Origin of the sequence: Brevibacterium spongiae (assembly GCF_026168515.1) — a bacterium.
Taxonomy (GTDB): Bacteria; Actinomycetota; Actinomycetes; order Actinomycetales; family Brevibacteriaceae; genus Brevibacterium; species Brevibacterium spongiae.
Map to the genome: position 1 here is coordinate 40,398 of NZ_CP093443.1, position 12,524 is coordinate 52,921.

At 64.0% G+C, this 12,524-nt stretch carries 12 protein-coding genes and 2 pseudogenes; 9 read left to right on the forward strand and 5 right to left on the reverse strand.

Annotated elements, in window-relative coordinates; genetic code table 11:
- Positions 1–89: 89 nt before the first annotated feature.
- Positions 90–887, reverse strand: a complete 798-nt coding sequence (locus L1F31_RS00185; protein WP_265418731.1) for a hypothetical protein — start codon at positions 885–887, stop codon at positions 90–92.
- 133 nt (positions 888–1,020) lie between these two features.
- On the opposite strand from L1F31_RS00185, the gene L1F31_RS00190 reads away from it, so the two are divergent.
- Together L1F31_RS00190 and L1F31_RS00195 are read left to right on the forward strand one after the other, a co-directional pair.
- Entirely contained in the window at positions 1,021–1,563 is a 543-nt protein-coding gene (locus tag L1F31_RS00190) for a peptidylprolyl isomerase (RefSeq protein ID WP_265418732.1), read from the forward strand.
- A 97-nt stretch (positions 1,564–1,660) separates the two neighbouring features.
- Entirely contained in the window at positions 1,661–2,356 is a 696-nt protein-coding gene (locus L1F31_RS00195; protein ID WP_265418733.1) for a rhomboid family intramembrane serine protease, read from the forward strand.
- A gap of 393 nt (positions 2,357–2,749) precedes the next feature.
- Here the strand turns inward: L1F31_RS00195 and L1F31_RS00200 are convergent.
- Positions 2,750–3,226 (reverse strand): annotated as a pseudogene (locus tag L1F31_RS00200) (IS30 family transposase); the annotation flags it as partial.
- Between the two features lie 130 nt (positions 3,227–3,356).
- On the opposite strand from L1F31_RS00200, the gene istA reads away from it, so the two are divergent.
- Genes istA through L1F31_RS00215 form a run of 3 tightly spaced genes read left to right on the forward strand, consistent with a single transcriptional unit; the run spans position 3,357 to position 5,979 of the window.
- Complete coding sequence (gene istA / locus L1F31_RS00205) at positions 3,357–4,895, forward strand: IS21 family transposase (protein WP_265420372.1); 1,539 nt, start codon at positions 3,357–3,359, stop codon at positions 4,893–4,895.
- Positions 4,892–5,722: an IS21-like element helper ATPase IstB gene (gene istB, locus L1F31_RS00210; protein WP_265417432.1), complete on the forward strand. Its 831-nt coding sequence runs from the start codon at positions 4,892–4,894 to the stop codon at positions 5,720–5,722. Before istA ends, istB begins: the two co-directional genes overlap by 4 nt.
- Positions 5,719–5,979, forward strand: a complete 261-nt coding sequence (locus L1F31_RS00215) for a hypothetical protein (RefSeq protein WP_265417433.1) — start codon at positions 5,719–5,721, stop codon at positions 5,977–5,979. Before istB ends, L1F31_RS00215 begins: the two co-directional genes overlap by 4 nt.
- Before the next feature lie 164 nt (positions 5,980–6,143).
- Here the strand turns inward: L1F31_RS00215 and L1F31_RS00220 are convergent.
- Positions 6,144–6,908: pseudogene (locus tag L1F31_RS00220) on the reverse strand (IS30 family transposase); the annotation flags it as partial.
- A gap of 105 nt (positions 6,909–7,013) precedes the next feature.
- Positions 7,014–7,679 carry a cell division protein CrgA gene (locus L1F31_RS00225; protein WP_265418735.1) on the reverse strand — a complete coding sequence of 222 codons (666 nt, stop codon included), beginning with the start codon at positions 7,677–7,679 and terminating at the stop codon, positions 7,014–7,016.
- Between the two features lie 226 nt (positions 7,680–7,905).
- On the opposite strand from L1F31_RS00225, the gene L1F31_RS00230 reads away from it, so the two are divergent.
- The 4 genes from L1F31_RS00230 (at position 7,906) to L1F31_RS00245 (ending at position 10,490) form a co-directional block, all read left to right on the forward strand.
- Positions 7,906–9,051 (forward strand): class E sortase, encoded by a 1,146-nt coding sequence (locus tag L1F31_RS00230; protein WP_265418736.1) that lies wholly within the window; start codon positions 7,906–7,908, stop codon positions 9,049–9,051.
- Position 9,052: 1 nt separating this feature from the next.
- Complete coding sequence (locus L1F31_RS00235) at positions 9,053–9,220, forward strand: hypothetical protein (protein WP_166968632.1); 168 nt, start codon at positions 9,053–9,055, stop codon at positions 9,218–9,220.
- A 14-nt stretch (positions 9,221–9,234) separates the two neighbouring features.
- Positions 9,235–9,879 carry an anthranilate synthase component II gene (locus L1F31_RS00240; protein ID WP_265418737.1) on the forward strand — a complete coding sequence of 215 codons (645 nt, stop codon included), beginning with the start codon at positions 9,235–9,237 and terminating at the stop codon, positions 9,877–9,879.
- Between the two features lie 98 nt (positions 9,880–9,977).
- Positions 9,978–10,490: a GyrI-like domain-containing protein gene (locus L1F31_RS00245; RefSeq protein ID WP_265418738.1), complete on the forward strand. Its 513-nt coding sequence runs from the start codon at positions 9,978–9,980 to the stop codon at positions 10,488–10,490.
- 114 nt (positions 10,491–10,604) lie between these two features.
- Here the strand turns inward: L1F31_RS00245 and pknB are convergent, their stop codons facing one another.
- Positions 10,605–12,506, reverse strand: coding sequence for a Stk1 family PASTA domain-containing Ser/Thr kinase (pknB, locus tag L1F31_RS00250; protein ID WP_265418739.1), 1,902 nt, complete (start codon positions 12,504–12,506; stop codon positions 10,605–10,607).
- Between the last annotated feature and the right edge of the window lie 18 nt (positions 12,507–12,524).

Below are 12,524 nucleotides of genomic sequence, written 5' to 3' on the forward strand. Positions count from 1 at the left end.
ACCGAGGCGGCCCACCTTTCCGGTGGGCCGCCTCGGTGATTCACTGTTCTGTTCGCTGCACTCGCGGGACGATGTCAGCGGTGCAGGTCTCAGTGCTTGGCGTTCGTGTCCTCGCCTGCCTGTGCCTCGGCGGGCTTGACGGCCGGCTTCGGAGCAGGGACCTCGTCCGTGGCTTCTGCCTTGGTCGAGGGCACCGCGGTCTGCGAGACCTCGGTGGCAGCGCCCTGGCGCGAGGCCGGGGTCGATCCGACAGGGCGGGCGTCGGCAGGACGGTTGTTCGGCAGCGGGGTCGACCACGGATCTTCGACCGGCTGAGCCTTCTTCCACACGTAGTAGCCGATTCCGGCGGCCGAACCGATGACGAGGGTCCACACGAGTGCGGCCTTTCCGCCTCCGGACTTGCGTGCGGTGTCCTTCTCGATGCGCTTCCCGGCGTTGGCGAGAGCCTTGCGGGCCTTCTTCATGGCCTTCTTGTCGCCGGTGAGGCGGACGGCCAAGTCGTCGATGAGCTTCGGGGTCTCGACAGCGGACAGCGAAGACGCGGCGTTCGACGCGAACTTGCCGGCGCGTTCGGTGGCCTCGGGGCGGTAGGACTCGAGCTTGTCGGCCCAGTCGTGGACCCGATCATTGGCCTTGTCGGCCAGAGCCTCGACCTGCGGGCGAGCCTTCTCTGCGAACTCCTCTGCCTTGCCGGCCAGGGCTTCGACCTGCGGGCGAGCCTTGTCAGCGGCCTCACGGAGCTTCGGAGCAGCGTTCTCGCTGGCATCTGCCAGGACTCGGAGTGACGTCTGCTTCGCGGAATCGAGCTTCGAACTGAGCTGATCTCGAGTGGGCTTCTTCGACATAAACATTCCCAATCCTTCGATGTCGGTGGTCAAGTTGATCACTGACCAGTCTACGGCCTAGGCGCAAACCTGTGGACAGCGGATGTCATCAAATTGTCTGCAGATCGCCTGACAGGTTGGGCAATGGAGCTGGTGCGAAACTGCATTCGCCGCCGCGGCGTGGAAGAATGAAGGTATGACTACAGTCTCAACGCACACAGCTGTCCTGCACACCAACCACGGTGACATCACCATCAACCTCTTCGGCAACCATGCCCCGAAGACCGTGGCCAACTTCGTCGAGCTGGCCCAGGGTGAGCGCGAATTCACGGACCCCTCGACCGGAGAGCCGACGAAGCGTCCCTTCTACGACGGACTCGGCTTCCACCGCATCATCTCGAATTTCATGATCCAGGGCGGCTGCCCGCTGGGCACCGGCACCGGCGGACCCGGCTACACCTTCGACGACGAGATCCACCCGGAACTCCAGTTCGATCGCAAGTACCTGCTGGCCATGGCGAATGCCGGCAAGCAGATGGGACGCGGCACCAACGGTTCGCAGTTCTTCATCACCACTGCCGAGACTCCGTGGCTCAACGGCAAGCACACCATCTTCGGTGAGGTCGCCGACGAAGCCAGCCAGAAGGTCGTCGACGAGATCGACGGCGTGCGCACCGCTGCGATGGACAAGCCGGTCGAGCCGGTCATCATCGAAAAGGTCGACATCACGCAGAAGTGAGTGCAGACCCTGACACGGTCTGCAGGTCCACACGCAGTCTCCAGGTCCTTCAGCCGCTGCTGGACCACGCTGACGGACCACTGAGTATCATGGTGTGATGGACACACCTGATGAGGGCTCGGCCCGGGAAACCGGCCGGGCCCTCTCTGTATCCCCGCCTGTTGTCACCCGCACGATTCTCATCGTCACCGTGGTGGCCTTTCTCGCCGAGCTGATCCCTGCCTTCGACCTGCTCCACCGTCTGGGCTTTGTGCCGGTGCTGACCCTCGAACAGCCGTGGCGAGTGCTCACGGTGGCTCTCGTCCACGAGATGCCGAACCCGTTCCATCTGCTCGCGAACATGATCGGACTGTTCTTCTTCGGGTCCTTCGTCGAACGGGCACTGGGACGCGTGAAGTTCCTTCTCCTCTACCTCATCGGCACGATGGGCGGTTCGGCGATGGTGCTCGTCTTGGCCGAACCCTTCAGCCGCGACTGGGTGACGAACCACATCGGTGCCTCGGGAGCGGTGTTCGCGATCGTCGGGGTCCTTCTTGTGCCCACTCGCAGACTCGACCGCAACATCGCCGGTGCAGTGGTGTTCGTGGCGTTGAACTTCGGCTACGGCTTCCTCGTCGAAGGAGTGTCGTGGCAGTCCCACCTCGGCGGTCTGCTCACGGGCTTCGTCCTCGGCTGCGCGGGACTGCTCGGGCCGGAGCGAACCCGCAGCACCGTCTTCTTCCTGACCGCGATCGCGCTCGTGGTCCTCATGGCGGCAGGCGGAGCCTGGCGGATGTTCGGGCTGGGACTCTGAGCCGGCGAACTGAGCTGCCAGAGATCTATAGCAGATCAAAGGGCTCTTGTGTGCATTCTGCGGTGGAAAAATAGTTGTCCACAAGGTCTATCCACAACGTGGATAACTTACACACGTGTGTTTAGCCTGGTCAGAGACCTAAAATAAGTTATCCACAAATGACGCACCCGGCTTGGGTATAACTCAGCCCCTGTGGATTGTGGATTTTTCGGACACACCTGGGGATGCTCCGGCCGGTTCCGCGATGGCCGCCGGCGGCCTGACGCGACTCTGAGCCTCGTGACTGTGGACTCGTAACTGGGCCTCGCTGCTGTGGGCACGGATCGGTGAACAGGAATCTCCGGTGAATGCAGAAATGTCCGGTCGATCCGCGTCGATTCTGAGCTGGCGGATTCAAGCTATCGTTGCAACACCTGTCGAATCGTCGTGTTCGTTCAATAGCTTAGCCAGGGCCTCGGCCGGTGTCTTCCAGCCCAGCCGTTTCCGGGGTCGGGCGTTGAGCTCAGCAGCGACCATATCGAGGTAACCCGACCCCCACTGGCTGAGGTCAGTGCTCTTCGGGAAGTACTGCCGATACAGCCCGTTGGTGTTCTCATTCGTTCCCCGCTGCCAAGGCGCATGCGGGTCACAGAAGTAGATATCAAAACCCGTGGCCTCAGCGATGCGTACATGTTCAGACATTTCACTGCCCTGATCCCAGGTCAGTGAGCGCTTCAACTCGGCCGGCAGCTGCGCCATCTTCGCGATCATCGCCTCGGCCACTGCGTTGGCTGTGTGTGACTCAGGCAGATGCAGCAACATCGAAAACCCCGTGGCACGCTCGACCAGAGTCCCGATCGCTGATCCCGATTCGACTGTCCCCAGGATGAGTGTGACAGTCTGAAATGGCCCCACTTGGAGCAAAAATGATCCTCTGATTTGGCCCCACCCCCGACCTACCAGCCGTACCGTTCGTGATGTCGACCAAGACGTTCACGAAGAGGTGGGGCATATGAAGGAGATGTCGAGAGTGGAGCAATTCGAGAATATCCGACGAGACCACAGAGACCATGAGATGTCGATTCGACAGTTAGCCCAAAAGTACAAGGTCCACCGCAGGACGGTACGTCAGGCGTTGGCGGATGCGGTACCACCGCGGCGGAAGACTCCGGAGAGGGTAGCACCAGTCCTCGGTGAGCACGTTGCCACCGTCCGGGCTTGGTTAGTTGCTGACAAAGAGGTCCCTCGGAAGCAGCGTCATACCGCCCGGCGGGTCTGGCAGCGCCTCGTCGAGGAGGAAGGAGTCGAGGTTGCGGAGTCGAGTGTGCGAACCCTGGTCGCGAAGCTGCGCCGGGACATTTTCGATCAGTCGTTGGAGGTCAAGGTTCCTCAAACCCATGCCCCGGCGGCTGAAGCCGAGGTCGACTTCGGGGAGTTCTACGCCCTCATCGGTGGGGTGTGGTTGAAGCTGTGGATGTTCATTCTGCGCCTATCGCATTCGGGTAAAGCCGTGCACATTGCTTACGCCAACCAGGCTCAGGAGTCGTTTCTCGACGGTCATGTGAAGGCCTTCGACCGGCTCGGTGGAGTCCCGACGGGCATGATCCGGTATGACAACCTGACTCCGGCGGTGGTGCGGGTGCTGCTGGGTCGGGAACGGGAGGAGAATCCCCGGTTTGTCGCCCTGAGGTCGCATTACGGGTTCGATAGCTTCTTCTGCCAGCCCGGGATCAAGGGTGCTCATGAGAAGGGTGGCGTCGAGGGGGAGGTCGGTCGGTTCCGGCGCCGTCATCTGGTGCCGGTGCCCGAGTTCGCCTCCTTAGCCGAGCTCAACGCTTTCATGGTCGCTGCCGATGCTGGTGATGACGACCGAAAGATCACCGGCCGGGTCGAGACGGTCGGGGCCGCGGCGGCCCGGGAGCTGCCTGGCCTGCGGGGTTTGCCCGATGAGGTCTTCGATGCCGCGCAGACCCTGTCGTGTCGGGTCGATGCGAGAGCCAGAGTGTGCGTACGTCAGTCCTATTACTCGGTGCCGGCCCGGTTGGCTGGCAGACGCCTCCAGGTGCGTTTGGGGGCCACGACGGTGACCGTGATCGCTGAGTCGGGGGTGGTCGCTGTCCATACCCGGTCGCTGCATAAGTACACCGAAGATTTGGTCCTCGATCACTACCTGGAAGTCCTCATACGCAAGCCCGGAGCATTCGCCGGGGCCACCGCGCTGGCGGCTGCCCGGAAGTCCGGGATGTTCACGAACGCTCATCAACGGTTCTGGGATGCTGCGCGTGGGCAACTCGGCGACACGGCCGGGACCCGGGCGCTCATCGGTGTGCTGCTACTGCACCGCAGCCTGCCCAACGGTGACATTGTCACCGCATTGACAACCGCGACCGGGTTGGGATGCTTCGATGCTGATGTGGTCGCGGTCGAGGCCCGCCGGGCCGGTCAGGCGATGACTGCGCCACCGGCGGTGGTCGTCCCGGCCCACGTCGGACCAGTCGGGGAGAGGCCGGTGCCGGGCCTGGGCGCCTATGACGAACTGGTCTCGGTGGTGGGAGCATGAACGCGAAAACCATCCCGGCATCGACGCCGGCAGTGACTGCTCTGGGTGATCAGGCGGCTGAGGCCGCGATCGCCACGGCTTGTCGGACCCTGTTCATGCCCACGATCCGTGACCAGGCCTCACCGATGGCCGAGGCAGCAGCCCGAGAACGGCTCTCGCACAAGGCCTACCTGGCTGAGGTGTTGGCCGCGGAGTGTGATGATCGTGATGCCCGCCGTCGGATCCGGCGGATCAAGGAAGCGAAGTTTCCTCGCACCAAGCACCTGTCCGACTTCGATACCGCCGCCATCGAGGATTTGCCGCCGGCCCGGTTGGCGACTCTGGCCACCGGAGCGTGGATCGATGCCGGTGAGCCGTTGGTGCTACTCGGTGATTCCGGGACAGGGAAGACGCATCTGCTGATCGGTCTGGGGACCGCCGCGGCCGAGCAGGGCCGCAGAGTCCGCTACGTCACGACGGCGGCCCTGGTCAACGAGCTCACCGAGGCCGCCGATGCCAAGCAGCTCTCCCGGGTAGTGGGCCGCTATGCTCGCCTGGACCTGCTGTGCCTGGATGAGTTGGGGTATGTCAGCCTCGATTCTCGTGGAGCTGAGTTACTCTTCCAGATCATCACCGAACGTGAGGAACGAGCCTCGATTGCGACAGCCTCGAACGCCTCGTTCAGCGAGTGGGGGCAGACATTCACCGACCCGCGGCTGGCCGCGGCCGTTGTCGATCGGTTGACGTTTAACGCCCACATCATCAACACCGGCACCAGCTCTTACCGGCTGCGCACCACCCGGGCCAGGAGCGAAGAGGCCACTTTGCAGGAAGGAGATCAACCATGATCACCACCGAGGATCAGGAACCAGCCAGCGGAAATGCCATCGATGCCACCGAGGACTGGGTCGCCTACATCAGCCAACGCCTCAATGACGCCCAGGATCTCCTGGACGGGATCAGTGTCACCATCGAGTCTGTTCAGCCCAGTGGCCGCGAGCATGCCGCCGATCTGATCGATTCGGCTATTGAGGACCTTCAGCGACTGCGTCGCCGATTCGGACCAACCGAACCCGACTACGGCCCTGGCGATCCGCCGTTCTGACCACACTGGAACCTGAGAGGCCCGGCCACTCCTGTGGCCGGAGAAAGGCTCGCAACACAACACCGCCCGACCCCGCTGGGCCGCGACTGTTACCAACGCGCGGCGAGCACGACCACACATGCTGGGGTGGGGCCAAATCAAAGCATCACAGTGGGGCCAAATGGGGTTGACACACTCACCAGGATAAGGTCGCCTTCCCAGTCGCCCGGCACGGCCCGGTCCTCGACCGCCTTGGGCCGGTCGGCGATGTTGACCATGTTCGGGATCCGTCCCCGCCGCTCCTGACTGGTTCTGCGCGGTTTACGCAGGCTGCGGCCCGTACGCAGATGCTTGACCAGTTCGCGCTTGAGTCCGCCTCGGCCTTGGACGTACAGGGACTGGTAGATCGTTTCGTGCGACACCCACATCTCCGGATCATCGGGGTAGTCCACGCGCAGTCGTGACGCGATCTGCTCGGGACTGTGGTTCAGTGCCAATCGTGCCTGCACCTCACGGCGCAGGGCAAGATTGGTAGTCAGCTTCCGGTCCCGGTGCCGATGGCGTTTCGCATCAGCGTCTTCCTGGGCGATCCTGGGCCGATAGGCCGGTCGGGAGGGTCTGACGTGTTCCGGGGCGCGTGCGGCGCGGCGCAGTTCGCGACTGATCGTTGACGGGCTTCGATTCAAACGCTCAGCGATTGCTCTGACGCCCAGCCCCTGACCCCGATAAACCGCGATGTCTTCACGGTCATCGATGGTCAGGAACCGGGTTGGGTGACCATAACCGATTGGTGGTTTCACACCTCCACGATGGCGAAACCACCGCCGAAGGATCGATACCGACACGCCCAATACCTCGGCGGCCTCTTCGACGGTCAATCCTGTCCTGATCAGGTCCCAGAATTGGGCCTCGACTGTTCTGGGCAGGGAACGGGGTCCGGGACGGGCCATGGCAACATCCTCCTCACTGGAGGTGTTGCGACGACTCCTTGAACCCAAGGCTCAGAATCGACGCGGATCGACCGGACAATCAGTGTGACTGCGGCCGGGTGTCGGCTAGCGCCAGCGCGTGGACATGATCAGCCCTGCCACGAAGAAGGCGAAGCCGATGAGGATGTTCCAGTTGCCCCAGGCTTCGACGGGGAAGGCGCCCTGGGTGATGTAGAAGGTGACGAGCCAGATGAGTCCGACGATCAGCAGGCCGAGGAGCACAGGGAGGAACCAGCTCGGGTTCGGTTTGATCGTCTGCTGACCGCTCGTCGAGGTGTAGCTGGCCTTCTTGCGACCCTGCGAACGCTTGGCCGGATTGCCCGAACGAGAGGTGCGCTTGGTGGTCGCGCCCTTCGCCGAAGACTTCTTCTCAGCCGACTTCTTCTCCGAGGACTTCTCGTCCTTCGTGTCCTTGCTGTCGGCGGCCTTGTCAGCCTTGGCCTTGCCGTCCGCGGTCGTGCTCTCGGCGGCCTTGCCGGCCTTGCTTGCCTTGTCCGTCTTCGTGCCCGCAGCCTGGTCGGATACGGCTTCGTCGGAGTCATCCGCGTCGGACGCGGCCTCGTCGGACGCGGTCTCGATCACCGTGTCGTCGGTGCCCTCTGCCTCAGTCACATCGGTGTCGACCGACTCGGTCTCGACTGCCTCGACTTCGTCCGGGGTCTCGGCCTGCTGAGCCTTGGCCGCCGACGATGTGCGAGAAGTGCGCTGGGTCCGTCCTTTGGACTTGGCCACGAGTACTCCTTTGACGGTCGACCGCTGCAGGGCCGCCGGATGAATGGTTGGGGACAATCGGTGACCAGTCTACTCGCGACGGGGGTCACAGCGAAAAACTCCGACTACCCTGAAAGCGTCCCGAACGCGCTCCGTACGGTGATTCCCATAGGATAAAGTGCATAGGGGTGTCCTCGCTTGACTGCCGGACGAGCCCTGACAATGCAGTGACAGTCACGGAGCAGAAGTGGTGAATAGTTCCTCCTCGGGTAACGAGCCGGGCGCGAACCCGCCCTCGCGACCCACTATCCGTGCCGCGCAGAGCCAACCCTCGGCAGCACAACCCCATGTCAACGGGGGCAACGGGGGCGCAGGTGAGCAGCCGCTGCCCAGTCGCCGGGAGCTGCGTCGCCGTGAGGCCGAAGCCGCCGCAGCCCAGGGACAGCCGACCGCCGTGTACTCCGATGCCCCACCGGCGTTCTACGACTCACCACAGCAGCCACCACAGAACTCCCCCCAGGACCCACCCCAGAATCCGCAGCCACCGGCTCAGCACACGTCCCAACAGTCCCAACAGCCGCCCCCGCCCCAGGAACCGCCCCGGTCCAGGCGGGAACAGGCGGCGACGTCGCGCAAGCGCAAGCCCGTGGAGCGCGAACCCCTCGGTCCGGTCCGCGGCACCATACGCACCTTCGGCGAACTCTGCATCACCGCGGGCCTCGTCCTCATCCTGTTCGTCGTCTGGCAGCTGTGGTGGACGGACATCCAGGCCAACCGCGACAATGAAGTCCTCGCCGACGAACTCACACAGGACTGGGCGAACCAGGACCCGAACGAACTGCCCGATGACCCGGACGAACCCGTCGTCGCAGACCCGGTCGGCAAGAACGAGGCCTTCGGCATCTTCTACATCCCGCGCTTCGGCGACGACTACTATCGCACCGTCGCCGAGGGCGTCGATCTCGAACCCGTGCTCAACCGGATGGGCGTCGGCCGGTACCCGAACTCGGCGATGCCCGGCGAAGTCGGCAACTTCTCCATCGCCGGCCACCGCGTGACCTACGGCAAACCACTCAACCAGATCGCACAGCTGCGGCCCGGCGATGAGATCATCGTCCAGACGAAGGACGGCTTCTACACCTACACCTTCCGCAACTTCGACATCATCCTCCCCGACGCCGTCGAGGTCCTCGCCCCGGTGCCGAACGAACCGGACTACAAGGGCAAGGACCGGATCCTGACGATGACGGCCTGCAATCCGATGTTCTCCGCCCGGGAACGCTACGTCGCCTACGCCGAACTCACCGACTGGACGCCTGCGAGCGACGGCGCGCCCGACAACATCAAGGAATCGAAGGCCTACGACAAGGTCAGCAAGAACGGTGGTGCCTGACATGTACGCATTCATCTGGCGACTGCTCCCCGGGAACTGGTTCGTCAAACTCATCTTCGCGCTCATCCTCATCGCGGCGGTGGTGCTGCTGCTCATGCAGTACGTCTTCCCCGTCATCGCCCCGTATATGCCCTTCAACAACGCCACCGTCACCGACGGCGGACAATGACGCAACGGAGTGCAATGACCAGAATCCTCGTCATCGACAACTACGACAGCTTCGTCTACACGCTCGTGTCCTACCTGCGTGAGCTCGGCGCAGACGTCGACGTCGTCCGCAATGACGACATCCCCGCCGAGGCGGTCGCCCGGACCGTGAGCGCCTATGACGGTGTGCTCCTGTCGCCCGGACCCGGAGTGCCCGCCGAGTCCGGAGTGTGCCCGCCGCTGCTGGCCTGGGCCGAAACCGCTGACATGCCGGTCTTCGGCGTCTGCCTGGGTCATCAGGCCCTCGGTGAGGTCTTCGGTGCGCAGGTGTCCCATTCGCCTGTGCTCATGCACGGCAAGACCTCGGTGATCACCCATGACGAGGAGGGCATCTTCTTCGGCTGCCCGAGCCCGCTGACCGTGACCCGATACCATTCGCTGGCGATCGTCGACGAGACCCTCGACCTCGAGAAGTTCACCGTCACCGCCCGCACAGAGGACGGCATCGTCATGGCCATCGAACACCGGGAGAGGCCGCTGTTCGGCGTCCAGTTCCACCCGGAGTCGGTGCTCACCGAACACGGCTACCTCATGCTCGGCAACTGGCTCGAGGTGTGCGGACTCGAAGGAGCAGCCCAAGCGGCGGCGGGAATGTCCCCGCTGGCGTCGGCGATCGCCTGAGAATTCCCGCCGACCTCCGTCATCGGGGTTCTCGCCGAGGCGGCCGATCGTTAGGATCATGTGCACAACGATCATTGTGTGCACAGGAGGTCACCACGATGTCAGAACCCAGCTATCTGCGCGAAGAGCCGTACACCGAACTCACCGTCGTCGAAGTGCCGGGAACCCCGGCTGCCGTCGTCGAGGCCCGAGACGTGCCCATGGCCGAGCTTCCGGCGCTCTTCGACGCCACCTTCTCAGGGCTCTTCCCCGTCCTATCCGAGGCGGGCGTCGAACCCGCGGGGCCGGCCTTCGCTCTCTACACTAGGCAGCCGAGCGAGACAGTGGACCTGCAGGTGGGCATCCCCATCTCTGCGGGCCTGACGAACGCGCAGCCGATCTCCGGAGGGCATATCGTCATCCCCTCCGAGCTTCCGGCGGGTTCGATGGCAGTGAGCAGCCACCTCGGCGGGTATGACGGACTCGGGGAGACCTGGGCCCAGCTGCTCAAAGATGCGGTGGCGGCCGGGCACCATCCAGGACTGCCTTTCATCGAGCTCTATGTCACCGAGCCCAGCCCCGAGGCGGACCCGGCAGACATGCGAACGGACCTGTTCATCACGCTGGAATGAGAACCGGCACGGGTTCGAGGATCAGAGCGGGGGCGCAGCCCCGAGAGCCGGAACCGGACCGAGCAACGGCACCGGACTGAGGATCAGGGTTGCCCTGGTCGGGCGCCGGGGGTCCTACCGTCCGGAGGCGTCGGACCAGCCGTCGGTCCAGTTGTCGAAGAGGCTGCCGCCCATCGAATCCTCGTCCTTCTCGTCGCCATCGCCATCGCCGCCGCCGTCGCTGTCTGCGTCATCGGTGGGCGAAGGCGCGGTCGGGATGCCGCCGGGGACCGAGGGAATCGTCGGTGAGGGCTCCGGCGGCTTCTTGGCCACCTTCACTGTGATCTCACTGCCCTGCTTGATCTCGCTTCCCGCAGTGGCGGACTGTTCGAAGACCTTCTTCTCCTCCTCGTCAGCGGTCTCGACCTCTTCGGTCTTGCAGCCGAGCTGGTAGTCATCGCCCTCGAGGATCTTGCAGGCTTCCTCCGCGGTCTTGCCCGCGACATCGGGAACTTCGACCATGCCCGAGGACACGACGAGGTCGACATTCGAGTCGACATCGACTTCCTGACCGTCACCGGGCTTGGTCTCGATGACCACGCCCTTCTCCACATCCGGAGAGTTCTGTGAGATGTGGGTGCCGGCCTGGAGGCCTGCGTCGTTGATGATCTTCCGCGCCTCTTCCTCGGTCTTGCCGGCGACATCGGGGACCTTCGCGGATTCGGGGCCCGAGGAGATGACCAGCTTGACCACGCTGTCCTTCTCCACGCTCTGACCGCCCGGCGGGTCGGTCTCGATCGCCTTGCCCTCATCGACCTCCGCACTGTACTTCTCATCGCGGTCGACTCTCAGGCCCTGTTTGATGAGCGCGGACTCGGCCTCATCGGCGTTCATGTTCGCCACGTCGGTGACTTCGACCCTGACGATCGGTTCGGGCTTGTTGATCTCGTACACCCACAGGGCCACGGCGGCCAGGGCGAGGAGGACGAAGATGCTGCCGATCCAGATCCAGGCGCGGGAGCGCTTCTGCGGCGGCCGCTCCTCCTGGTTGGTCATGATCGCGGACACGGGTCCGGTCTCAGGTGTCGGCTCCGCCTCGTTGGCGTGCGCCATCGCTCCGGTCATCGGCGGGGCCATCATCGGGTACGCCTGAGTGGCGTCCACGTCGTCCTCGAAGCTCATCGGCCGGCCGTCGCGGGCGGCGAGCACATCCTCGCGGAAGGTGTAGGCGTCCTGGTAGCGGGCGTCGCGGTCCTTGAGCAGGGCGTGGAGGAGGAGCCGGTCGACGGCAGGTGGGATGGACTGGTTGTAGAAGCTCGGCGGCTGCGGGGTCTCCCCGACATGCTGGTAGGCCACGGCCAGCTGCGAATCCCCGACGAACGGGGGTCGTCCTGCCAGCAGCTCATAGAGCAGGCAGGCGGTCGAATACAGGTCCGAACGGGCGTCGACGACCTCGCCGCGAGCCTGCTCGGGAGAGAGGTACTGGGCGGTGCCGACCACCGACTGGGTCTGCGTCAGGCCCGAATTGTCCTTGAGCGCCCGGGCGATCCCGAAGTCCATGACTTTGATGTCACCTTCGGGGGTGAGCATAACGTTCGCCGGTTTGATATCGCGGTGGACGATGCCGTTGCGGTGAGAGTACTCGAGCGGGGCGAGGACACCGGCGATGACATTGAGGGCCTCGTCGACGGTGAGCGTGCCGTGTTCGTTGAGCACCTCGCGCAGGGTCTGGCCCTCGACGTATTCCATGACGATGAACGGCACGGACACGGACGAGCCGCCGGACTCGGCGAATTCCTCTTCACCCGAATCGTAGACGGAGACGATGCCGGGATGATTGAGGCCGGCCGCGGACTGAGCTTCCCGCTTGAGTCGGGTGTGGAACGAAGGATCGCGGGCGAGATCGGACCGCAGAAGTTTGATGGCGACGCGGCGTCCGAGCCGGTTGTCGACGCCTTCGTGCACTTCTGCCATGCCCCCACGGCCGAGGAGCGCACGAACTTCGTACCGCCCCGACAGCACCTTGGGTTCAGTCATGTATGTCCTCCGCTTGTC

Bases quoted from the DNA above. Each gene is read 5' to 3' on its own strand.
- L1F31_RS00235 (WP_166968632.1), top strand. From the start codon at position 9,053: ATGTACGCATTCATCTGGCGACTGCTCCCCGGGAACTGGTTCGTCAAA.
- istB (WP_265417432.1), top strand. From the start codon at position 4,892: ATGAACGCGAAAACCATCCCGGCATCGACGCCGGCAGTGACTGCTCTG.
- L1F31_RS00240 (WP_265418737.1), top strand. From the start codon at position 9,235: ATGACCAGAATCCTCGTCATCGACAACTACGACAGCTTCGTCTACACG.
- L1F31_RS00190 (WP_265418732.1), top strand. From the start codon at position 1,021: ATGACTACAGTCTCAACGCACACAGCTGTCCTGCACACCAACCACGGT.
- L1F31_RS00215 (WP_265417433.1), top strand. From the start codon at position 5,719: ATGATCACCACCGAGGATCAGGAACCAGCCAGCGGAAATGCCATCGAT.
- istA (WP_265420372.1), top strand. From the start codon at position 3,357: ATGTCGAGAGTGGAGCAATTCGAGAATATCCGACGAGACCACAGAGAC.
- L1F31_RS00245 (WP_265418738.1), top strand. From the start codon at position 9,978: ATGTCAGAACCCAGCTATCTGCGCGAAGAGCCGTACACCGAACTCACC.
- L1F31_RS00195 (WP_265418733.1), top strand. From the start codon at position 1,661: ATGGACACACCTGATGAGGGCTCGGCCCGGGAAACCGGCCGGGCCCTC.
- pknB (WP_265418739.1), bottom strand. From the start codon at position 12,506: ATGACTGAACCCAAGGTGCTGTCGGGGCGGTACGAAGTTCGTGCGCTC.